The organism is Pseudorhodobacter sp. W20_MBD10_FR17 (assembly GCF_052119765.1).
In the GTDB taxonomy this organism is placed as follows: Bacteria; Pseudomonadota; Alphaproteobacteria; order Rhodobacterales; family Rhodobacteraceae; genus Pseudorhodobacter.
In genome coordinates, this window is the sequence record NZ_JBGQOQ010000044.1 from 1 (window position 1) to 21,122 (window position 21,122).

Genomic DNA, 21,122 nt, shown 5'->3' on the forward strand with positions numbered 1-21,122 from the left:
CCATCATCTTTGATAAGGAAGCGGGGCTGAAGATGGCTGTCGCTGCCCTTGGCGGCCACTACGCCGAAATCCGCGCCGGGCGTCCGACGGGGTTAAACCCGCTTGCCACTGAATCCGGCGAGCGTGGCGAAGCTTGGTTTCTGGACTGGCTGGTCGCACTTTTGGAGCAGCGCAGTGGACCACTGTCACCCCTGCAGTCCGAGGCCCTCAAGTCCGCCATCACCCAGAATGGAAAAGCGCGCGTTGGGTTGCGGAATTTCCGCGCGTTTCAAGAGCTCTTTGGTGATGTCGGCGACGGGCTTGATCTGGCGCAGCGCTTGCGCGAATGGGGGCCGGAGGGTCGCTATGGCTGGGTCTTTGGCGAGGCCGACGAACCGGTGGTGGATTTTACCAGCCATGATGTGACGGCTGTGGATCTCACAGAAATACTTGACCTCGGCACCGAGCGCACAGCAATCCTTGGCTATCTCTTCCGCCGCATTGAGATGCTGATCGAGGAAAAGCGCCCGACACTGATCTTGATCGATGAGGCTTGGAAGGTTCTGGATGACGAATATTTCGCAAAGAAGCTTGCCGAATGGTTGGTGACGGCGCGCAAAAAGAACGTCGTCGTGGTGATGATGACCCAGTTCCCGAGCCAAATCCGCGGCTCTAAGGCCCGCTCAATCCTGGAAGCGCTGCCAAACCAATTGCTCTTTCCCAATGGCGAGGCGGCGGTCTCAGACTATGACGGGTTCCGCCTGACCGATGGCGAATTGGATTTTGTCCTGAGCCCAATCCCCGGCCAACGCATGGTGCTGTCACGCAATCCGCGCAGCTCCACTGTTCTGAATGTTGATCTCAAAGCCTTGGGGCCGCTTTTGACTGCCCTCGGCGGTGGTCAGGCTGGGTTGAATGCCTTTGGCACCGACTATGCAGCGCGACCCAAATTCTGGAAGGAATGATTATCTAATGAAATCAATATATTACATAATTACTATTATAGGATTCAGCCTTCTGACCCTGTCTGCTTGCGCGGAAGTCCCAATCACAAAAACCAATTGCTGGAGCACTGCAGGCTCAAACACCGTGGTCTCTACAATGGGCACTCGCCCTAAATTGGCAACGGACACTCATGTCTCGCCCTGCCGCTAGGTTTTCATACTCTCTTTGCGGTCTGTTGATGGCCATTACGGCGCTGCCTCTGGCAGCGGCGGCGCAAGGCGTGCCGATTGCAGACGGGAAATCAATCATCCAGCACAGTCTTGAGATCGCGCAGATGACAACGCTAACCGGCGCGCGCGAACTTGAAGCCGACAAAAAGCGTCGCATCGACGCGCTGCATCAAGATCAACTTGATGCTCTGGACGCCACATTGGCGATGATGACCGGCAAGACGCCGTGGATCGGTAATCTGGAAACACTTCCCGGTGCAGAGGCGAAGGTCCTCTATGCAGTTGACGACAACAATCTCTATGCCGCGCGGCTTTTTGGTGATGCCAAGACCAGCGTTGAGGAAATGATTGTCGCCACGGCTCGCAAATATGCAGGGCATCCCGGTCTTGCACGGGCCGGCTTAAGCGCGGTCGAGTTCCGCATCTGGTTCCAAAGCCTGGTGAAGCAGGAATCTGGGTTTTCCATTGGCGCGCGCAGCCCTGTTGGAGCGTTTGGGTTGACGCAAGTTATGCCGGGAACTGCAAAAGATCTGGGCATCTACCCCGCCTACTATGATGATCCAATGCTGCAGCTTGATGGCGGGGCGCGGTATTTTCTGGCGCAACTCAATCGATTTGGCTCCGTCCCTCTTGCTTTGGCCGCATATAACGCTGGGCCCGGTGCTGTGATCAAATACGGCGGCGTCCCACCCTTCAAAGAAACCCAAGGTTACGTGGTTCGGATCACGAGCTTCTTTAACGCTTATGCGGGTCGGATCAGTGGGATTGATCAAGTTGGCACGTTTGATCCGCGAGACATGGCAATATCTGAGGCCAGCAATATCTCGGACGCAGGTTTGCATTATGGCATGCAGGCCAGTCTTGAGATTGAGACATCGCTAAAGCGCTTGCGCAGCATCATCGAGCGCATTCCGACCACCAAATCCGCCAAGGAGGCGCTGGACCTCAACAGCTATGCGCGAGCCGAGGCCGTGCGGATTGCGCTGATGGTCAACCGGGTCAAGGCAGCCCGGGGACGCGTCGATCAAGCGCGCTACGCGCTCTGGCTGCAGGCCTATGCCGAGGACGCAACATTTATCAAAGTAAGGGCAGGTTCCGAATGATCCTCAAACGTATCCGGGGTCTGCGCCCCCTTCTCGTCTCGGCCGCACTTATGATGCCTGCCACTGCGCAGGCGCAGGGTGTGCCGACAATCGATCTGACCAGCATCGCCAAGATCGGACAGGTTCTGACGGAAGCCAAGCTGCAGGTAAAAGAGCAGATCGCGTCCAATCTGAAACTCGATGATCAGATTCTGAAGCAGATCCAGCAAATCCTGCTTTTGGAACAGCAATTGAAGGCGTTGAAGGAAGGACTGACGCTGGAGGCCCTCGGCATTCCGGACCCCAAGACGTTTTTCGATGATATCTTGCCTGATGTGAATGATCTGACGGGCGGGCTCTTGGCCGCGAAGGATGGCAGTTATTCCGGCATGACCACTTCTGGCAAAGTCGGGGGCAAGCCTGCTGAAGCCTATGTTTCTGAGTTTTTCACCTCGGTTGGCCTTGATGTGAAAACCGTCGATACGCTCGCCAAGAGCGATAACCCAGGGGCTGCCCGGATCGGTACACAGGCCAATACCGCCGCATTTCTCTCCGCCGCCGCTGAAACCTCCTCTGTCAAGGCCTCTGAGAGCCTTGGCCGAGTAAATGACCTCGTTCAGGCGATCCCGGACACTGAAGGGATGAAAGAGGCCATTGATCTTAACACCCGCGTGACGGCGGAGCTGTCTTTTGCACTTGCCAATATCTGGAATATGGAATCCGCCCAGCTGATGGGCATGGGTGAGGCCGGCGTCATGGACGCAGCCACCGCCGCCGAAGAACAAAAGTTCATCAAAGTCCTTGGGGAGAAATGATTATGTCAAAGACCAAACCCGCAGCAATCATGGCCCTCACGATGGTGTCTCTTGTCGCTTTTGGGGGGTCGGGTATGGCCCAAACCCCTGCCCCAGCGAATCCAGCCCAAGAAGAGGCTTTTTTGGACGTGCTGCCGAAATTCGAAGTGCCCGACGATGTTCAACCCATTCCAGGCGCCGTGAATAAGGAATTCCGCAACTGCCGGGCCTTCTGGCCGAAGGGCTATGACCAAGCGCAGTCAGGCCCAGAAGCTAGAGCGCTTCGGGACATCTATAGCCTCGTCCGCGCCGGAAACGTGATTTCCACAAGAGACTGCACGTGCATTGGCAAAGTTGCCTCTTGGGACGACGTTGAAACGATTGCAGCGAGATTGAGAGGTCATTTCGGCATCCAAGAATTGGGATGGCAGCAAACAAACGCAATTTCTGTAGAAGCAAAGCGGCTGATGGCCGTTGCCGCAATTATGTGTGGCGGTAGCTTCTAATGGACAGCGTCTCCACCATCTTGGCGACTATGGATACGGCCATAACTTCGGCCGGGCGGCAGTACTTCGAAGCAACTGCTGGCGCGATTGCGCCAATTTATACCAGCCTGTTGAGCCTACTTTTGGTTTTAGTCGGCATCAATATGGCCCTCAACGTTTATCGCATCGCCATGCGGGATGCAGTTCAACTGTCATTCCGGATTGTGATGGTGCTGATGTTCGGGCTGACTTGGCTGAACTTTGTCCAAATCTATGATGCGCTGAGCAACGGTTTGAGCGTGCTGGCGCTGGAATACTTCCGCTTGGGCGGCGGTGGCGTCGGATCTTCTGCCACGGCGGCGATGGATGACATGGCAAACATGATGGCCGGAAATGTGGACTCTGTCTCCTCTGCTATGTCTTCAATTATGCGGGGCTTTGTTGCAGCAGTCCTCTATGTTGTGCTTGGCATTTTGATGGCCGTCTATGTTTTCATCGTAGGGTTTTCAAAACTGATGATCGCCTTCCTTTTGGGCGTGGCCCCGATAGCCATCGGCGCGACGATCTTCGACAAAACCAAGGGCATATTCGAGGCTTGGCTCTCGGCGATGATCGGTTACCTGATGTATCCCGTTGCGTCGGCAGGAATTATCGTTGCTGTCGTCACCGTAGCCCATGACGTCTTTCGCGAAATCGAAGACGTCACCGATCTAGGCTCGATCCTCGGCTTTTTCGTCATTGTTTTCGTGGGCATCTTTGCACTGATGGCGATCCCGAATGCGGTCACGCATATCACCGGGCAGATCAGTCTGGCGGGGTTTGCGCCGCAAGCATTACGCATTGCAGGAAAGCCGCTTGAGAAAACCTCCGACTATACGTCGCGACGGATGAACGAGTTTCGCTCGGGGATGATGCATGGCGGCAAAACCGAACACCATCATCTGCGCGACCAAGCCCGTTCAGATGCCGAGCGTGGTCACGCCACACGACAACGCTTCTCTCAGTTTCTTCGCGACAGCTAACGCCGCCCGATACCCGCGTATTTCCCCATTTTCCGGAGCAAGACTATGACAGGTTCGTCCCCTGAATTGAGAAGCTTTATTGAGGCCGAGATGTTCTTTGGCGTCAAAAAGCGCGAGCGCATCGCCTATGCAATCGCAGGCGGTGGGCTTGCCATCGGGCTGATGGGCATGATTGCCGTCACCGTGATGCTCCCTCTCAAACAGACCGAAGCCTTTCTGGCCATCGTCGACAAAGACACAGGTGTAGCCGAACGGGTTGTCACAGTGGAAAAAGCCGGGATCGAACAGGCTGAAGCCATCCGACAAAGCCTGCTCTTTGCCTATGTCACCGACCGCGAAACCTATGATCAACACGACAATGAAGCCCGCATCCTGCGTGCATACACCTGGTCTGCGGCCAATGCACGCCAAGGCCTCGTAAGCCTCTGGACCGAAGGAAACGCCAACTACCCGCCAAAGCTTTACGGCCAGAGTGGGCGAGTTGTCGTTGATATCCTGTCGATCACGCCAGTCACCGACACCACAGCACAAGTGCGCTTCACCAAGACCTGGGTCTCTGACGGCGAGGGCATTCCCGACCGTGAGGGTAAGTTCACGGCCACCGTCACCTATCGTTTTGAGCCCTCCAAACAAACAGCACTCGATCTCGTTTGGCAAAACCCGACCGGGTTCTTGGTGACCGATTACCGCATCACTGCCGAAACCCTGCAAGCTCAAGAGGGCTAAGATGACATCACACATGACAATTGCTGCCTTGGGATTGCTGGCCAGTCTCACCGCCCTGCCCGCTTTTGCCGAAACCGCCCCCAAATCCGGCAGTCGCGATGCGCGGGTGACTTATGCCAATTATCAAGAAGGCCAAGTCTACCGGATCACCACACGGCTTCGCGCTGTGACCCTTGTCGAATTAGGGGCTGGCGAAAAAATCCAGTCCATCGCCATCGGTGATCTCGAAAGCTTCAAGATTGATAAGCTGGAGCGGCCAAACCTTTTCATCATCAAGCCGGTGGTCGCAGGAGCTACGACCAACCTCACGGTTGAGACCCAGCGCAACATCTACTTCTTGCAGGTCTCTGAAAGCGCCAGAGGCAATCCAAACTATTCGGTGAAATTCACCGTACCGGGAGCAAGTGGGGCCAAGCAGACAGCCTCTGAAATCCCACCCCTCCAACCCATGGCCTATAAGGTTATGAAAAAGCGCAAAAAGCTGCCAGCCTTTGCACCGATCTCTATCTCGGATGACGGGCGCAGAACGATGTTTTTGATCCCGCCGGGGGCCCCAATGCCCACGATTTTCCGCGCTGATGAGAAGGGCCAAGAATATTCGGTCAATTCTGCTGTGCGCGGCACAACCATTACCGTCAGCACCCGCTCCGAGCGTTGGGTGCTGCGCTATGGCGACGACTATGTTTGCGTCATTGCCAATGCGGGGGTCGGCCAATGACCGACGAGTCCCAAGCTGACAAGCTCACCGCCCGTATGGCGCGCATAAAACCTACCGATGCGCCAAAACGCCGCCGCAGCATCAACCCTTATGCGCTCTCCGCCATTACTGCTGTCGCTGGTGTCGGCGTTGGGGCCTGGCTCGTGCTTGCCGCACCCGACGCCCCTGCCGCAGCACCCGCCATTGAAACCGCCTCGGTCAGTGATTTCCAAGGGGATGGAACCGGCACAGACGGGTTCAGCATCACAAAAGCCAAACCGCAGCTTGCATCCGCCCCCGTTGATCGCAGCGAGGAAGACCGGCTTCAAGCCGAGGTGGATAGGTTGAATGCCCAGATCGCTGATCTCAAAGCGAACCCTGTGACAGTTTTGGACGATGCCGCTTTGCAGGCCCTTAAAGCGCAGGTCGATAGCTTGGATGCCGACGCCAGAGCGCGCGAAGCAGCCCTTTCTGAGCTTGAGCGCGAAAATATCCGCCTGCAGACCGAACTAGACACCCAAGCTTTGATCGCAGGCGACCCGGCCGCTGACGCAGCAAAGGCCCGGGAAGCGGAATTGGCCCGACGTCGCGAGGAGGCTGAAGCCTTGAAGCAGTCGCAGATCCATTCGGATATGGTCGCCCTACGCTCAAGCTTGGACACAGGCGGCACTGGAGGAGTTGAGGTTTCTGGCAGTGGCGGCACGGGAGATGATGCCTTCCGCCGGGCAGGTGCCAAAGCGGCAGACATTCGGCAAGCGGAAGTGATCGCCAATCCGACGAACACCATCATGCAGGGCACGCTGATTGAGGCCTCACTGGAAACTGCGTTGAGCACTGATCTCGCTGGCAATGTCGCAGCTATCGTCAGCCATGACGTCTGGTCATTCGATATGAGCCGGGTGTTGATCCCGCGTGGCTCGCGCCTCTTCGGGCGCTACGATAGCGACGTCTCCCCCGGCCAGCGCCGCGTGCTGATTGCCTGGGATCGGTTGGTCACAACCGATGGGCAATCCGTCAGTCTTGCCGCCTATGGTACGGACCGCATTGGACGCTCGGGCCTGTCCGGCAAGGTGCGCAACCATTTTTTGCAGCGCTTTGGCACGGCCGCCCTGATTTCTGTGATCGGCGCTGTTCCCGCCATCGCCGCCGCGAAATACGATGGCAACCAAACGGCTTCAGATACGGCCGAAAGCGTCGGCAATGATCTCGGCGAGGCGGTGAACACCGTCATGGCCGATTATCTGAGCATTCCCCCCACCATCAGCGTCAATCAAGGGGCAGTCGTGATGGTTCGCGTTGATGCTGACATCGAGTTTTATTGATGAGCTATCTCGACACCTATCTTGGCCAGCTGGATGCAGTTCTTGTAGGTCCTGCAATCATGGAAATCGCGATCAATGCAGATGGCAGCATCTGGATCGAGCGGGCGGGGCAGATTCACATGACACGGAGCGATCTCTCTCCCCTGCCCGCCCGTCAGGTTCGCGATCTCGCATCCCAAATTGCCAACTCGACCTCAAACACCTTTACCGATGCCGCCCCGCTCGTCTCAGCCGCTGTGCGCTACCGCGATTTGATGTTGCGCTGTCAGGTCGTTGGCACCCCGGCGGTCTCAAGTGGCACGGTAATCGGCATCCGCATATTTCGCTCACATATCGGGGATGCACGGCGGCCCGCCCGCGCCTTCAGCTTTCTGCGCGGGCAAGAAAACTCTTTGGAGGAAGAGCGTCGCGCCATGGTTGCAGGCATTCGGGCCAAATCTGAAGGGGTCGATGTCGATGCCTTCCTTCAAACCCTAGTGCGCGAACGCCTCAATGTCATCGTGTCTGGTGGCACCTCGACTGGCAAAACCGAACTTGGCCGCAAGCTCTTGGAAATGGTGGCCCCGGATGAACGTATTGTCACCATCGAGGACTCCCTGGAATTGCTGCCCGGCCAGCCCAACACGGTCAGCTTAATCGCACAACGTGATGAAAAATCGCCCCGCTCCGCCGACAAGCTTTTGCAAGCGACGCTGCGCCTGCGGCCAGATCGAATTATCCTCGGCGAATTGCGTGGGGCCGAGGCTTCGACGTTTCTCGATGCAATCAACACCGGGCATTCGGGGTCGTTCACCACGCTCCATGCGCATTCCGCCCGAAAAGCTATGGACCGGTTGGCCCTTCTTGTTATGGCCCAAGGTACTAAGCTCAGTTTCGGCGAAGTGATCCGATACCTGCAGACTTCAATCGATGTGATCTTGCAAATGGGCCGCATCGGCGATCAGCGCGGCATCATGGAGATGTATTTTCCGGGTCTCGACGACTAGCGCCAAAGCCCGTTCCTTTTCTTCTCTCTTTTCCGGCTCTTTGCCCGCGTCACAGGTACATCAATGGAAAACGTATTTAATGCAGGGCAAGCCCGCCCAGAAACTGACCGCGCAGAGACGGAGCATCCGGCCGCCTTACGCCCAAAAGAGTACTTTTCCTTGTACCAGAGCCGGTCAGGCGAGGCGCAAGAATTCGAAGACCCGCGCTTGGCAGGAGAGGCCTTCTTCCGTGCCGATCCCGCAGAGCGGCCTTCGGTGGCTCACATTGATGGCAATTCTGCACGCACGATGGCCATGACACAGATCCACGGCGTCCATGAGAGCGGCGAGTCCAGGTACTTTAAGATCCTGCCGGACTCGCATGCGCCAGATGCGGAGTTTCGCACCGGCTTCCTGAACGCAATGGAAGCCTCGCTGACGGAACGGCTTGGCAAGGTCGACTGGGGCAAGGATGGGGCAAATGTGGTGGAACGGCTCGATGCCGGGCTGAAAGATGATCTGGAAGCCTTTGCGCGCCGCGAACCGGAACAGGCGGCAGCCCTTTGGGCCGAACGCACTGATGAAGCGGCACCCGGTCCAAAGCTACAAGCCGCGGTGGATGCTCGAGATACAGGTGCGGCCCGCGATGTAGAGGCCCCTGATGAGGCCATTGACCCAAAACCATCGATCATCGCCGCAGGCGACTGGGTTACCACTGACACGAATGTGGAATTGCGCCCGGTAGCCGTCGCCTCCGAGCGAGGCGTGCATTCGGGCTATGAGGCGAATTTGCCGGGAGGAGAGAAAGAGATCACCGTATCGGAAATGAGCTTCCCAAATCCTCGGGAAGCTCTGCGTCATGCCTGGGATTTCTATGAAGGCGGTGAGGAAGGGCTCGAGGTGGCAGTAGATCGCGCCGCAAAGATAGACCACGAACTGCAGGACGCACCAGACGCCGCCCCTAAGGGTCTTATCATTGAACACCGCGAGCAACCCGAGTTTCCTCGCCCGGAAACTGCGATCTATGCAGGTGAGGATGCACAACTGGTTCTGACCTTGGGGCGCGATGATGCCGACTCGCGGGATCTGGCCGAGAGGCTGGTTGCTGATCCAGAATTCAGAAAACTGGTTGAGGCGCATATCCCCGACGCGATTGAGACGCTTGGCACGGGGAGGTTCATCGATGGCGCAGATTCCGGTGGGTTTCTGCCGGACGAGCTTTTGGTCGTGACCTCCTATGCCCAAAATGGCGGGGCGGAGATCCTAGCGAAGTTTCCCGATGAAGGGCCGCTCAGTGAGGCCCTAGCCACGCACCTAGCGCAAAGCCCGGTGATCGCGGTCTATGCCGCAGAAGAACGGCAACGCGCAGAATTTGCCGCGGACCCGGCGCAGGCGATCTCGGCTTGGGTGGAGAAATCGAGTGCCCAGATCAACCGTCTGCCTTGGGACGTACAGGACGATCTCCGCACAGAAATGCAAGGCATTGCCAAGGACGCCGCAGCAGCCTTTGGTCTCGACAAGGAGCGCGAGGCCGTTGAAGCCTCGCCGCGTTCTACGCTGTACAGCACGGCGATTGGCGCGACATCAATGATGGTGGGCGCCGAAGAAATCGACCTGAGCAGCGATGCAAGCACAGGTCTGAAAGCCGGATTACAAGCGGCAGCCATCGAGGTTGGAATCGACGGATCCAAACTGGGGCTGCGTCTTATTGCCGGTGCCGCCAATGCCCATCAAGAAGAGAGTTGGGTGAAGTCCGACATTGCAGAGGTCGCGGCGCGCCACCGGCTTGATATGAGCGACAATACTGCCCGAAGCCGCGCGGCAGAGCTCGTTGACAACTTTTACGAGCGGGCTGCAGAATTGATCCATTCCGCTCGCACGATTGAGGTGGACCGCGGCCCTGATCCACTGGTCGCGGCCTTGGGCTCGCTTGCATCGGTGCAGGCACAGCAAGGCTCGGTCACCTTCCGCAACGAAGATCAGGCGCGCGATTTTGCAGAAGCTATGACAGAACGCTATGGCGCGTCGATCCTGAAAGATATCGCCGCGGGCCGCACCGAGGCGCTTGCCAAGGATGTGCCCGACCCCTCTGCTCGGCAGGCAGTGGCAGTTGCGGTGGTCTCAGCGGCGAAAGAACATCCCGCGCTTGGTCTCAGTTCCCATGAAGCAGAAGCAGCCGAGCAGAAATTTGCAGCCCTTGCCCATGGGCATGAACGCCCGCCTGAGCATGCGCGTGATCGCAACCGCGCCCATGACCACCACAGAGAGTTTTGATCATGCCGCGAATTGCACTGTTGCTGCCGCTTGGCCTCACGTCAGGCTTGCTCGTCGGCCTTATCGCTGGGGGACTCGTTCTCAACCTGATCCTCGGGCGCGATCCGAATGCGACAGGGCTCTTCGTGCTTCTGACGGAATTCCCGGGCTTAGCCCGGCTGACCTCAGTGCCTTGGATCCTGCCATGGCAGATTGTGGGCGGATCAACTGTCCTCTTCACGATTGCCGCCCTCGCCCTGACCTTTCGACAGCAACTTACCGAATACGGTCAAGCGAAGTTCCAGGCCCGCGCCGAGATGAAAACGAACGGGCTTTTGCAACCGCTTGGCGCCGGCTTGGTGTTTGGCAAGCTTGCCGCCCCCGCGAAACCCGCGCCCTACGTCAGCGCCACGTTCCAGAAATTCCCGCATTGCCTTGTCGTGGCCCCGACCCGTGCGGGCAAGGGCGTGGGCTATGTGATCCCAAACACTCTTCTCTTCAACGGCAGCGTCGTCATTCTTGACGTCAAGGGTGAAATCTTTGAGGCCACATCCCGGCATCGGCAGTCCGAGGGCGATGCGGTCTATCGCTTTTCACCCTTTGATTTTGAGCATCCAACGCATCGCTACAATCCGCTTGAACGCGTGGCCCGGATTGCAAATCTCGAACAACGTTATACCGAACTGGCCAAGATCTCGGACTATTTTTTGACAGTTTCCGACAAAGGCACTGCCGGGGACTTTTTGACGGAAGGGCGCGAGCTTTTCGTCGCCGCAGGCCTTCTTGCCATTGAGCGGAGCAAACCCACCATCGGGGAGATCAGCCGTATCCTCTTTGGCCGGGGGGCGACCCAAGAGGTTTACGGCGAACGTGCCCAAGAGGTAAAACATCCCAATGCGGCCCAGACCTTCCGAAAGTTCGCGGGCTATTCCGACCGCACACTTTCCTCCCATGCCTCTGTTTTGGGCGGCGCGGGCATGACGCTTTGGAATAACCCCGCCGTTGATCGTGCAACAAGCGGCAATGACTTTTCCTTCGCCGATCTGCGTAAACGCCCGATGTCGATTTATGTCGTCGTCAATGCCGATGACATCCGTACGCTGTCGCCGCTTGTTCGGCTGTTCTTTGGGGAGTTGATTGCCACCATGCGCGCGACCTTGCCCGACCCAAAGCTCGAGCCTTGGCCGGTCATGATTATGCTGGATGAGTTCGACCAGTTAGGTCCGATGCCCATTGTGGAGCAGGCCCTGAAGCAGCTCGCCGGTCACGGCGCGCGGGTTTCGATTATCACCCAATCGATCCCCGGCCTCGACAACATCTATGGTGAGAATGTTCGATTGTCGCTGGAATCCGCTGCGGGCATGAAGCTCTACCTTGCTGCCAACGACAAGAAAACGGCTGGGGAAATCTCAGACGCTTTGGGTAAAACCACCAAGCTTTCGGTATCGGACAGCGTGTCGCGGGATCGGGACTTCATGCAGCGGCGCTCAGTCAGTCGGCGGATGGAAGAGCGGCCATTGCTGACGCCGGATGAAGTGCGGCGATTGAACCCTGATCTGGCGATCCTAATCCCGGAACGACAGAACCCGCTATTGGTGCATCGGATCGTGTATTTCCAGGATCAGACGTTTAGGAAGTTGTTCGAGGCCCAGAAGGGTGCCCTGCCCTATCCGTCAAAAGATGGTGCTTCGGTTCAGGTGCTAACCGAGCGGTTGGAGGCGTTGGAGCGGCGGATCGGCGAACGGATGGTTGTGGATTTTGTGCGGCCGGAGATGGGTAACGTGGAAGCGCCGGTTAGGCCTGAGCCTAAACTGGCAGCTGAGATCGTGGAGAAGGAGAAAAAGGTGATAGGCGATGCCAAAACCGCGATAGGCAATGCTGACACGTCAGTCAAACCTCAAAAACCTGAAGCAATTGAAAGCTTAGACGATCATCTCAACACGCTCAAACCAAAACCCATGATTGCGATCTCACGGATAAACAGGTTTACCCAAAAAGTCAGCGAGCTGATGTGAAACAAATAGCTCTCGGCCCAAAGCTGCCGGTCGGCCTCGACCAATGCTGTGTGTCCGCAAGCCTGGGAGCCGACGTTCGACTGACACCTCAGCAAAGTCTTGGCAACGAAGGTAGCGAGCCGACTCCGGACGCTGCTCTCTCATGCTGCGTTTGCAGCGTCCACCCCCGCCATTCGTAACAAGTGCACATCCTAAGGCCGCTTGCAAAAAAAATGGCGTTAGGTTGGGCAAAGGCGTTGTAAATTCATCTCAAAATAGACATCTTGCGGTTGAGTAAATTTGAGCATGGGGTTTGATATGAATGCGGCTGCGGGCATAGGGTACGGGTTTAACGTCGCGATTGAAAAACTCGCTGAAGAATTGGCAGTGCCGCAAGATCGTTTTGATCAAGCCGAAAGACGCTACAAAGATTTTGGCGAGTTTCTGCATCGAGACGACTCCAAAGTTCGTGATTATGATCCCGATGTCTATATCCAAGGCTCTTTCGCGCTCGGCACACCGATCAAGCCGACGTCCAAGGACGAAGATTATGATCTCGACATCGTTGTCTCGTTCCGGTCTCTGACGAAAGCGCAAATTTCCCAAGCGGATCTCCGCGCTCATCTGCTGGCTGAGCTCAAGGCGTATCGCGATGCGCGAGGGATCAAGAACGAGGTAAGTGATGAGCCTAGAAGATGCTGCACTTTGATTTACGCAGATGGTGCGCAATTCCACATGGACGTATTGCCGGCAGTGCCGAACGAGGCAAACATGCGTTCCGTCCTTTCTTCCTACCTCGCGGATCAGGCGCTTGCGGAAGGTGCGATTGCCATCACCGATAAAGACAAGACTAGCACATACCATATCATCACGGATGATTGGCCCCGAAGCAATCCCAGGGGCTTTGCCGCATGGTTCAAGTCAAGGCAGATCGAACAGCTGAATGAACGTCGCAGGGCATTCCTCGACGCCCAAGGCAAAGTGACAGCGAGTGTGGAGGACGTCCCGGTATTTCGGGTGCGAACACCTCTCCAGTCAGCCATCATGATCTTGAAGCGTCACAGGGATGAGTGGTTCGCGGAGCGGGATCCGGACCTGAAGGTTATTAGCGTAATCCTCACGACGCTATCGACCCATGCCTATGCAGGTGAAGCAAGGGTGTCGGATGCAATTACCAAAATCCTTATGGACATGCATCTCGAAGTCAAAGAACGGAATGGTGAGTCATGGATCGCCAACCCGACTGACCCTTCAGAGAATTTTGCGGATCGGTGGAAGGACTTTCCCGATCGTCGGAGATCCTTCTTTGAGTGGCTTGAGGCCGCTCGAATGGATTTCGGCGCCGTTCAACGCTTCAGTGATACGAATATTGTGTTGAATGAACTCGCACGAAATCTTGGCAGCCCCTTGGTCGAAGGTGCCCGCTCGAGGGTAGCGACATCCGCGGGTTCACGTGCGGCATCCGTGGCTCCTGCCGCTGCGGCCGGGGCTTCTGCGCCGGGTCTCGTTTTTGGTGGTGAGGATCGGAGGCCGACGGAGCCAAAGGGTTTTGGTTGATGGAGTTCACAGCCGGCGAGGCGCGGCTAATCCGTGAGTGTGAAGAGCTCGCTAGTCTAGCCGCGGCATCAGCTTGGCTGGAAGAACCCCAATTTGGCAAGAACGCCGACGGCCTGCTGACCTGGTCGTTTGTTCTGTTCGCTGGTGATTGTCGCATTCCATTGCGGCTGGTTTTCCCAGCACTCTTTCCAGATCTGCCACCATTTGTACTTCCAGCCGACAGCTCAGTCCGGCTATCGCAGCACCAATACGGCGAGGGTGGCGAACTATGCCTTCAGTTTAGACCGGATAACTGGCGTCCCGACTGCAAGAGCGCGGATGTAGTAAGGAGTGCCAAAGCACTTCTCGAAGCAACCCCAAAGGACGATGGCTTCTCGGACGTGGAAAGCGCTCATCCTGCCGACTTACCCTCACTGCTCTCGGGGTGTTCCCGGCGCTTCATGCTAGCGCCTGACACCGCCCGCCTCTTAAGGTTGCGCCTTGCCGGACACGCAACCGATATTCGTATGACTTTGGAGCGCCGGGTTGAGGCTTCCGAAGTCCTTGTTGCCCGCATTGCGAGCATCGGGCTGGATTCTGGCTTGCGCGTGCCGATTGATGGTGCGGGATTTGGGGGAAGGATAGTTCCTGGGGTCCTATATCGATTACCCGACATTCGGCATATTCCAGATCTGCAGCCCGAAGAACTGAAGGAGCTCTTGTACCAATTCCTGCCTTCATGGCTCCGTAAATGGGTAGAAGACGCCGACGACATGTTAATCGTCATGTCAAATGGCAAGCGAGAGGTATTGCTGCGCGTTCGGCACAACGGATCGAAACTAAGGATTGACCTGTTTCATACCTTTGAACCGCCGAAGGCTAGAGAACGCCGGGTCCACGGGAAGATGTTTCGAGAATCTAGCATCTGCATCATCGGCGCAGGTTCGCTGGGATCAAAAGTGGCGGCCAGTCTTGCGCGCGAAGGCGTCGGTCATTTTATGTTGCTCGACAATGACGTTCTTTGGTCCGACAACTTGGTTCGAAACGAACTCGATGAAATGGATGTGGGGCATCACAAGGCAGTTTCTCTTAAGCACAGATTGCTGCGAATAAATCCGGCAGTGAAAGTCGGTGCCTTGGGTATGAGTCTGACGTCTCAATCCGCTGTCCAGCATATTGCTCAGTTGAGCGAGATCATCAGCACTTGTGATCTCGTCATCGATACGACGGCTGATAGCGGAGTGTTTCGGATGGCAGCGGCCATTTGCACGCAGAAGCGTAAACCGCTCGTCTGGGGACGAGTCTACGCGGGAGGACTCGGAGGTTTGATTGCACGAAGTATCCCATCTGAAGATCCGCCACCGCTTACTGCTGCATCTCAATTGCGTGCATGGTGCGACGAGAAAGGCATGGCACCGCCAGAGGGCCGTGAACACAATTACGGGGTGCAAGGTGATGACGACGATGAGCCCCTATTAGCCTCTGACGGCGATGTAGGCGTCATTGCCAACAGGCTGGTACGTCACGCTCTGGACGCCCTCGCAAACACAGAGATGAGAGTTCATCCGGAACCTGCCTACTTTATCGGCCTGCGCAAAGGCTGGATCTTTGATCATCCCTTTGACACCCACCCAGTAATTTTCGGTCCTCACGAAGGATGGGTAAAGGGCAGCACAAGTTGTGCAGAAGAGGGCGTTGAACGCGTCATGACTCACCTTGGAGTGCAAGATGACGCTTAGCCTCACAGTCCCACGCTCGCAGCTTGCGAAATTGCAGATCCACCTTAAGCAAGGCGGCAAACGCGAGATCGGCGGGTGGTTGCTTGCAGAACAGACAGCTCCGGGAAAATTTGAACTCGTCGGTTTAACCGTCGATCTTGAGGCGGGCACACGAGATCGTTTCGATAGTTTGCCTGAGCCGCACTCAAAACAGATGGATCGGATCTTGCTGGAGAATAGTGGTCGCGCTGGTCGGGTTGACTATCTTGGCGAATGGCACTCGCACCCGACATTCCCACCAATACCTAGCGAGATCGACTTGACCTCAATGACGGATATGGTCGAAAACAGCGGACCTTCGTTTGCAGCGTTGGTCATCGTGCGGCTAATGGGCAACGCCTCGATTCAGGCGACCATCACCACGTTTCAACGTGGCCAATTGCCCGAGGCCGGCCAGCTGATAATTGCGGATGCAGTTCCAGAAGCTGGATTTGGCGAAGGTTGGCAACCGCCGGAACTTTAGCATCATTCGATAGCCTGGAATCCCTTGGCTACTCGTTTGACCATTCAATCATAACCCGCTGTGGCGGTGCCATTCAAAATGGAGCGGAAAATTGTCTAGTTCAAATATCCCAGCCAAGATACAGACCCAGTTGTGGGCTTTGGCGGCGGGTCGATGTGAATTTGCAGGATGCAACAAGCTCCTTGTCGGGGATCTGATCGCTGGCAAGGAAGACGGAAAGTTCGGTTTCATCGCGCATATTGTGGCAGATAGCGAGAATGGTCCGAGGGGTGATAAAATCCGTTCGCAGCTTCTCGCCCGCGACATCAGCAACCTGATGCTAATGTGTCCCATCCATCACAAGGAAATCGACGTAGATCACGTGGACGACTATCCGGAAGAAACGCTCGTGGCAATGAAGCGCGAGCACGAAGAGCGGATCGAGACCGTTTCAGATATGGACGCTGACCGCGCGGCGCATGTGCTCCGTTTCGCGGCGACTATCGGCCAAATGGACTCGTTGGTTTCCACCAAAGCCATCTTTGCCGCTATGCCGCCCGACAGACATCCGGCGGAGCGACGAACCATCGACATCGAGCTGAATTCCGAAATCAAGGATGATGAACCTGAATTTTGGGGCATGCAAAGCGCGCATCTGCACCGCCAGTTCAAACGCAAGGTGAAGGAGCGGATAGAGCAGAAGGAGATCTTTCAGTTGAGTGTGTTTGCGCTTGCTCCGCAGCCTCTTCTCATCGAACTGGGTACTTTACTAGGTGACATCATGCCCGTATCTGTTCACCAAAAATATCGCGAGCCATCTACTTGGAAATGGCAACTCCACCAGCCATCGATAACATTCAAAGTTGGCGAGTATTCCGGGCCGAGAGATGTACCAGTCGCCCTCAAGCTGGCGCTCAGCGCGACCGTGGATGATCAGAGAATCATTTCTGTTTTGGGCGACAACACCGCCATCTGGTCGATCACAGCAGAAGAACCCCACAACGATATAATGCGAAGACAAGAGGATCTTGCAATCTACAAGACTCACCTTCGCAGGCTCTTTGATCGGATCAAGGCCCATCACGGCAAGGATGCAACGATCAACGTATTTCCTGTTCTTCCGGCTTCCGCAGCTGTCGAAACAGGACGCTCACGAATGCCCAAAGCCGATTTGTCACTAGTCATCTACGACCAAAAGCCGGGGAAGGGGTTCGAGCCAACGATCAAGATTAGCGCTTAGGCCCTTGTAATCACCGACCGAAAATTTGTCATATCTTCGCGGTATTGGCCGCCTCTCTTCTTCTCAGCTCTGCTTTCGTCAAATTAGTAGACGACGGCCACCATCCCCCTATTTAGGTTTCATTTAATGGAATTCCCCTTGCCGAATACAAGACCCGTTGATCAGTTATTGGAAGACCTAGTTGAGGAACTTCAGGTCCCGCCCGGCCGGTACGAGCAGGCAGAGCGCAGTTACAAGTCGCTCGGCGAGTGGTTGCACCGGCCGGACTCGACTGTGCGGGATGCCAGCCCCGACGTATATGTGCAGGGTTCATTCCGGCTGGGGACGGCAATACGGCCCGCGTCAGACGAAGAAGACTATGACATCGATATGGTCTGCCGCCTCGATTACGAGAAGTCGGCACTGACACAGGCGGAGCTGAAAAGTCGCGTCGGCGTCGAAGTCAAAGCCTATGCCCGGCGTTATGGCATGAGCAAACCTGAAGACGGGCGCCGCTGCTGGACCCTGGTCTACGCAGACGGCGCACAGTTTCACATGGATATCCTGCCTGCGGTACCCGACTTCGAGAAGCGGCGCTATCTGAGTGAGGCGGGTCCCGCGCTTGCCCGACTGGGGGCAACCGCGCTCGCGATCACAGACAAGGAACACGATGGCTTCCGGCAGGCTGGCGGCCGCTGGCCACGCAGCAATCCCAAAGGCTATACGCTCTGGTTTCGCGATCGGATGGGTCAGGCGTTCAGAAGTCGCGCTCTGAACGAGGCACGCAGGATACAGGCCAGTGTGGAGGATGTCCCGGCATGGCGGGTACGTACGCCGCTGCAAGGCGCCATCCAGATCCTTAAACGTCATCGCGATCTCATGTTCAGCGACCGGGCGGATGACAAGCCGATCTCCATCCTGATCACGACCCTTGCAGCACATGCTTATAACCAGGAAGAACGCCTCTCCGATACGCTGTTCTCGATCCTTCAGGGGATGGACCGGTACATTACCCGCCGTTACGGCGTGGAATGGGTCGAAAACCCGGCCGACCCTGAGGAAAATTTTGCCGACAAGTGGGCGGAACACTCCGAACGCCGGGATGCATTCTACGAGTGGCTTCAGCAGGCCCGCAACGATTTCTCGGCAGCGCGCCTGGCGCTCACTGCCGATGTAGCCGGTGAGGCTCTCAGCGAACGTATGGGGCAGGTGCTGGTTGAACGCGCATTGGGGCGACGCAATCCGGCCAGGAAACCGAGTGTTCCCGCGCGCTTGCTCCGTGCAGTGAATCTCGTCCTCGCGCCCGCCTATATGCGAAAACCGCGATGGCCGCAGACTGCGGAGGGCAACGTGAACATTCGCACCGCGACCTTCACGCAAAAAGGTTTCAGGCCGCAGAGATTCGAGAGCAACGGGGCGCCTCTTCCTAGAAATTGCGGTCTGCACTTTGAGGCGGACACGACGGTGACCGGGCGTTTCAGGGTCTACTGGCAAGTGGTGAACACCGGGCGTGAAGCCGAGGATGCGGATTGCCTGCGCGGAGGGTTCAGCCTGGACGCGGCGATTCGGGGTGGTCTGTCCCATTCAGAGAGCACCCTCTATCGCGGCCGGCACAGCATCGAGTGTTTTATTGTGAAAAACGGCAAACTGGCCGCGCGCAGCGGTCAGTTCATTGTAAATATCGGCTGAACCGGGGGCTAAAGATATGTCTTTCTGGCGCAAACATGGTGACCGGTTTCTCGACGGGCTGATCACCTATATCTTTCGGCTTCCGTCTTGGCCTTCGAGATTCTTGCGTGCCGGAGCTGCGTTGATCGTCGCCGGGTTGGGCGTCGGCGGGTTGGCCGGTGATCTTTCTTGGATTGATGCGGACCGGGTCCTGCGGCTAGCTGTGCAGGCGGATGGTGGCGGGTTATCGGTCTACTGGTCCCAGATCACCGTCTTCCTCGGCATTCTGCTCGTCGCAGCGGGGCTTATCCTTGGTATCATTGATCACGTTACTGATCGGCGGCAGCTCAGAAAGCAGAGCGTTGTTGTGCTGGAGCACCGCGGGCTGCACCAGACCGTTGATACCCCCCTTGCCTCTGCCGTGCCGAAACGCCTGAAAGGCCGTATCGATGTCCTGCCAGTCGATCATCGGCAATCGACTTCAACGAGTCAGATCAGCAGTCCCGAAGACGCACTCTCGCAGATTGCCGGGTTGCGGCAACAGCTCCGGCAGAAGCGCGATGCGGCAGGTCCCGGCAACATCAAGTTGGTCTATGGTGGCATGGCGCCTGTGCCGCTGACGTTCCTTACCGGCATGATGGTTGGCAATGAGGCCGGTCTCACAGTAATGGACTGGGATCGTTTCGCGGAGAGGTGGCGTGAACCCGATGGCGCGGATGACGGAGATCGTTTCACCGTTTCCGGGCTTGAAGATCTGGAAGACAACACTGCAGAGGTAGCATTGGCCGTCGCTGTTTCCTTCCCATCAGACGCAGACGGTATCCGGACTACCCTCGGTGATATGCCTCTGGTTCGCGTCGCTTTGCCAACCTTGAGCACAACGGCGCACTGGTCTGCTGACAAACAATCGGCCATGGCGAAGGACTTCACTGATCTGCTGGGTGATCTCATGGCGAAAGGGGTCGAACGCATTCACCTCTTCATTGCAGCCCCTAACAGTGTCGTATTTACTCTGGGCCGACACTTCGATGACAGGCTGCATCCCGAGGTGGTGGTCTACCAGTACGAGCGCTCGGCATCGCCACCATTTCCTTGGGCGGTTAAGATGCCGACCCATGGGCAGAGTGCCGCGCAGATCGTTATAAGTGGCGCGATACCAATTCCTCCCGCAACCACCTGACCATTTACTGGTGTCTTGCGGCGCGTAAGGAACAACGTGATTAATAAAAAGGCCTGCTCTTCCGTGAAGCGCTACAGATAAGAAACTCCTGTGCGGAGCGCTCACGCTCCTGAAGGTCCGTTCCGGACGTTGACAGTCGCGGCATTTCGCGCAGGTTCGATCGACTACCGGATCAGAAGGGCAAATTAACGAGAGCCCTCTTTCATTTTCCTTTTGGGGGCTTGCTAGATTTGCTAGGTTTGAGGGACGGTGTATTCCCTGGTGTGGTTTTGTTATCCCGGCGGCGCTGATCCGGTTTCCCTGTTGATTTTGCTATCGGCTTTGGTCCTGGTTTAAGTGCCATGAATGCTAACCTTCTTTGGTTTAAAAAATTAAGCCTGCGCGTACCTTCTTACTGGGCTTTAGGACACAGCGATACTGTGTAACAGTCCACATGAGTTCTGGCTGAAGTCAAGGCTGAATGGATATTTGACCTGCCGGGCGTCTTCGTGTTCTTCGCGGGTAATCTTACGGGTATCTGCATTCGGGCAACACTTGAGTTTTGAGGGGCAGGCTTGGCACGTCAACTTTAGGGCCTGATATTTGGCGACACCCTTGCCGTCTGGTCCACGGTTCGGGTCAGAATAGTTGCGGCGGAATTGCTTGAGCGCCTCACGTTCCGGGCAAAAGTATTGGTTGTTTTCAGCGTCCCACTCAAAATCTGCCCGGCTCCAGGTTCCATCGGCGCGCCCAGACTTGTCCCCTCCCGGCAGATTGCTATGCAATCGCCTGCCGGGCAATGGAAGACGGGAATGTGCGGCGCAAT

Annotated in this window: 17 protein-coding genes and 1 pseudogene; 17 read left to right on the top strand and 1 reads right to left on the bottom strand. The window is 56.6% G+C overall.

The window, feature by feature from the left end; all coding sequences use genetic code 11:
• The 17 genes from ACEN2J_RS18500 to ACEN2J_RS18580 form a co-directional block, all read left to right on the top strand.
• Nucleotides 1-944, top strand: a 944-nt coding sequence (locus tag ACEN2J_RS18500; RefSeq protein WP_442107922.1) for a VirB4 family type IV secretion system protein, incomplete at its 5' end; no start/stop codon positions are given.
• A gap of 218 nt (nucleotides 945-1,162) precedes the next feature.
• On the top strand, nucleotides 1,163-2,257 hold the full coding sequence (locus ACEN2J_RS18505; protein ID WP_442107924.1) for a lytic transglycosylase domain-containing protein: 1,095 nt from the start codon (nucleotides 1,163-1,165) through the stop codon (nucleotides 2,255-2,257).
• An 80-nt stretch (nucleotides 2,258-2,337) separates the two neighbouring features.
• Nucleotides 2,338-3,051: a type IV secretion system protein gene (locus ACEN2J_RS18510; RefSeq protein WP_442107926.1), complete on the top strand. Its 714-nt coding sequence runs from the start codon at nucleotides 2,338-2,340 to the stop codon at nucleotides 3,049-3,051.
• Between the two features lie 2 nt (nucleotides 3,052-3,053).
• A complete protein-coding gene (locus ACEN2J_RS18515; RefSeq protein ID WP_442107928.1) occupies nucleotides 3,054-3,536 on the top strand; it encodes a hypothetical protein in 483 nt (160 codons plus the stop codon).
• Complete coding sequence (locus ACEN2J_RS18520) at nucleotides 3,536-4,537, top strand: type IV secretion system protein (RefSeq protein ID WP_442107930.1); 1,002 nt, start codon at nucleotides 3,536-3,538, stop codon at nucleotides 4,535-4,537. The genes ACEN2J_RS18515 and ACEN2J_RS18520 overlap by 1 nt, the downstream gene beginning before the upstream one ends.
• 45 nt (nucleotides 4,538-4,582) lie before the next feature.
• On the top strand, nucleotides 4,583-5,263 hold the full coding sequence (locus tag ACEN2J_RS18525; protein WP_442107932.1) for a virB8 family protein: 681 nt from the start codon (nucleotides 4,583-4,585) through the stop codon (nucleotides 5,261-5,263).
• 1 nt (nucleotide 5,264) lies between these two features.
• On the top strand, nucleotides 5,265-5,981 hold the full coding sequence (locus ACEN2J_RS18530; protein ID WP_442107934.1) for a TrbG/VirB9 family P-type conjugative transfer protein: 717 nt from the start codon (nucleotides 5,265-5,267) through the stop codon (nucleotides 5,979-5,981).
• Complete coding sequence (locus tag ACEN2J_RS18535; RefSeq protein WP_442107936.1) at nucleotides 5,978-7,282, top strand: TrbI/VirB10 family protein; 1,305 nt, start codon at nucleotides 5,978-5,980, stop codon at nucleotides 7,280-7,282. Before ACEN2J_RS18530 ends, ACEN2J_RS18535 begins: the two co-directional genes overlap by 4 nt.
• A complete protein-coding gene (locus ACEN2J_RS18540) occupies nucleotides 7,282-8,268 on the top strand; it encodes an ATPase, T2SS/T4P/T4SS family (RefSeq protein ID WP_442107938.1) in 987 nt (328 codons plus the stop codon). Before ACEN2J_RS18535 ends, ACEN2J_RS18540 begins: the two co-directional genes overlap by 1 nt.
• A gap of 63 nt (nucleotides 8,269-8,331) precedes the next feature.
• Entirely contained in the window at nucleotides 8,332-10,521 is a 2,190-nt protein-coding gene (locus tag ACEN2J_RS18545) for a hypothetical protein (RefSeq protein ID WP_442107940.1), read from the top strand.
• A 2-nt stretch (nucleotides 10,522-10,523) separates the two neighbouring features.
• A complete protein-coding gene (locus tag ACEN2J_RS18550; RefSeq protein WP_442107941.1) occupies nucleotides 10,524-12,515 on the top strand; it encodes a type IV secretory system conjugative DNA transfer family protein in 1,992 nt (663 codons plus the stop codon).
• A 297-nt stretch (nucleotides 12,516-12,812) separates the two neighbouring features.
• Complete coding sequence (locus ACEN2J_RS18555; RefSeq protein WP_442107942.1) at nucleotides 12,813-14,051, top strand: nucleotidyltransferase domain-containing protein; 1,239 nt, start codon at nucleotides 12,813-12,815, stop codon at nucleotides 14,049-14,051.
• Nucleotides 14,051-15,769, top strand: a complete 1,719-nt coding sequence (locus ACEN2J_RS18560) for a ThiF family adenylyltransferase (RefSeq protein WP_442107943.1) — start codon at nucleotides 14,051-14,053, stop codon at nucleotides 15,767-15,769. The genes ACEN2J_RS18555 and ACEN2J_RS18560 overlap by 1 nt, the downstream gene beginning before the upstream one ends.
• Nucleotides 15,759-16,271, top strand: a complete 513-nt coding sequence (locus tag ACEN2J_RS18565; RefSeq protein ID WP_442107944.1) for a Mov34/MPN/PAD-1 family protein — start codon at nucleotides 15,759-15,761, stop codon at nucleotides 16,269-16,271. Before ACEN2J_RS18560 ends, ACEN2J_RS18565 begins: the two co-directional genes overlap by 11 nt.
• 91 nt (nucleotides 16,272-16,362) lie before the next feature.
• Nucleotides 16,363-17,490 (top strand): SAVED domain-containing protein, encoded by a 1,128-nt coding sequence (locus tag ACEN2J_RS18570; protein WP_442107945.1) that lies wholly within the window; start codon nucleotides 16,363-16,365, stop codon nucleotides 17,488-17,490.
• 126 nt (nucleotides 17,491-17,616) lie between these two features.
• On the top strand, nucleotides 17,617-19,158 hold the full coding sequence (locus tag ACEN2J_RS18575; RefSeq protein ID WP_442107946.1) for a nucleotide-binding domain-containing protein: 1,542 nt from the start codon (nucleotides 17,617-17,619) through the stop codon (nucleotides 19,156-19,158).
• 16 nt (nucleotides 19,159-19,174) lie between these two features.
• Nucleotides 19,175-20,317, top strand: a complete 1,143-nt coding sequence (locus ACEN2J_RS18580; RefSeq protein WP_442107947.1) for an SAVED domain-containing protein — start codon at nucleotides 19,175-19,177, stop codon at nucleotides 20,315-20,317.
• 470 nt (nucleotides 20,318-20,787) lie between these two features.
• Here ACEN2J_RS18580 and ACEN2J_RS18585 read toward each other — a convergent pair.
• Nucleotides 20,788-21,122 (bottom strand): annotated as a pseudogene (locus ACEN2J_RS18585) (IS5/IS1182 family transposase); the annotation flags it as partial.

Bases quoted from the DNA above. Each gene is read 5' to 3' on its own strand.
- ACEN2J_RS18580 (WP_442107947.1), top strand. From the start codon at position 19,175: ATGTCTTTCTGGCGCAAACATGGTGACCGGTTTCTCGACGGGCTGATC.
- ACEN2J_RS18560 (WP_442107943.1), top strand. From the start codon at position 14,051: ATGGAGTTCACAGCCGGCGAGGCGCGGCTAATCCGTGAGTGTGAAGAG.
- ACEN2J_RS18555 (WP_442107942.1), top strand. From the start codon at position 12,813: ATGAATGCGGCTGCGGGCATAGGGTACGGGTTTAACGTCGCGATTGAA.
- ACEN2J_RS18550 (WP_442107941.1), top strand. From the start codon at position 10,524: ATGCCGCGAATTGCACTGTTGCTGCCGCTTGGCCTCACGTCAGGCTTG.
- ACEN2J_RS18565 (WP_442107944.1), top strand. From the start codon at position 15,759: ATGACGCTTAGCCTCACAGTCCCACGCTCGCAGCTTGCGAAATTGCAG.
- ACEN2J_RS18545 (WP_442107940.1), top strand. From the start codon at position 8,332: ATGGAAAACGTATTTAATGCAGGGCAAGCCCGCCCAGAAACTGACCGC.
- ACEN2J_RS18575 (WP_442107946.1), top strand. From the start codon at position 17,617: ATGGAATTCCCCTTGCCGAATACAAGACCCGTTGATCAGTTATTGGAA.
- ACEN2J_RS18515 (WP_442107928.1), top strand. From the start codon at position 3,054: ATGTCAAAGACCAAACCCGCAGCAATCATGGCCCTCACGATGGTGTCT.
- ACEN2J_RS18520 (WP_442107930.1), top strand. From the start codon at position 3,536: ATGGACAGCGTCTCCACCATCTTGGCGACTATGGATACGGCCATAACT.
- ACEN2J_RS18540 (WP_442107938.1), top strand. From the start codon at position 7,282: ATGAGCTATCTCGACACCTATCTTGGCCAGCTGGATGCAGTTCTTGTA.
- ACEN2J_RS18530 (WP_442107934.1), top strand. From the start codon at position 5,265: ATGACATCACACATGACAATTGCTGCCTTGGGATTGCTGGCCAGTCTC.
- ACEN2J_RS18505 (WP_442107924.1), top strand. From the start codon at position 1,163: ATGGCCATTACGGCGCTGCCTCTGGCAGCGGCGGCGCAAGGCGTGCCG.
- ACEN2J_RS18525 (WP_442107932.1), top strand. From the start codon at position 4,583: ATGACAGGTTCGTCCCCTGAATTGAGAAGCTTTATTGAGGCCGAGATG.
- ACEN2J_RS18535 (WP_442107936.1), top strand. From the start codon at position 5,978: ATGACCGACGAGTCCCAAGCTGACAAGCTCACCGCCCGTATGGCGCGC.